This is a genomic window from Pseudoalteromonas sp. GW168-MNA-CIBAN-0100, assembly GCF_040309225.1.
In the GTDB taxonomy this organism is placed as follows: domain Bacteria; phylum Pseudomonadota; class Gammaproteobacteria; order Enterobacterales; family Alteromonadaceae; genus Pseudoalteromonas; species Pseudoalteromonas arctica.
On sequence record NZ_JBEOOL010000126.1, the window covers coordinates 1 to 452 of the forward strand.

Annotated in this window: 1 pseudogene; it reads right to left on the minus strand. The window is 38.3% G+C overall.

Features of this window, described 5'->3' with window-relative positions:
• Window positions 1-452, minus strand: a pseudogene (locus AAEY62_RS20345) (flagellar hook-length control protein FliK); the annotation flags it as partial.

Genomic DNA, 452 nt, shown 5'->3' on the forward strand with positions numbered 1-452 from the left:
GCTTTGCTGCGCCGAAATTAGTTGATTAAACGGTTTTGTGAACGAGTTTTTAAGTATGACAGTGGTACTGTTTATATTAGTTTTAATTAACAGTTTGTTGGCTTGGCTGCTCAAGTTTACGTTTGTTACGGTATGCGAAAGTTGGTTAAGTTGATTATTGTTTATATTAAGCTTAAATGAACCTGCTTGTTGTGCATGCGTTAAAATTGCAAATTTAGGGGTTGCTTGTAGCTGTGCATTTGGCAAATTTTGCGCAAGTAAACTTGCTAGTTTTGCTTGAGTTATGGGTTGTGTATGCACGGAGTCAACAAAGCGATTGATAACGTCTAGCTGCGCGCCTTTGTTATTAGTGCTAATTATTATTTTTAATGGTTGCTCGGCGGCCAGTAGTTGCGCTACCTCTTTATTAATTGCAATGCTGGCATTAAGCTTTTCAATTACCAGCTTGGGTG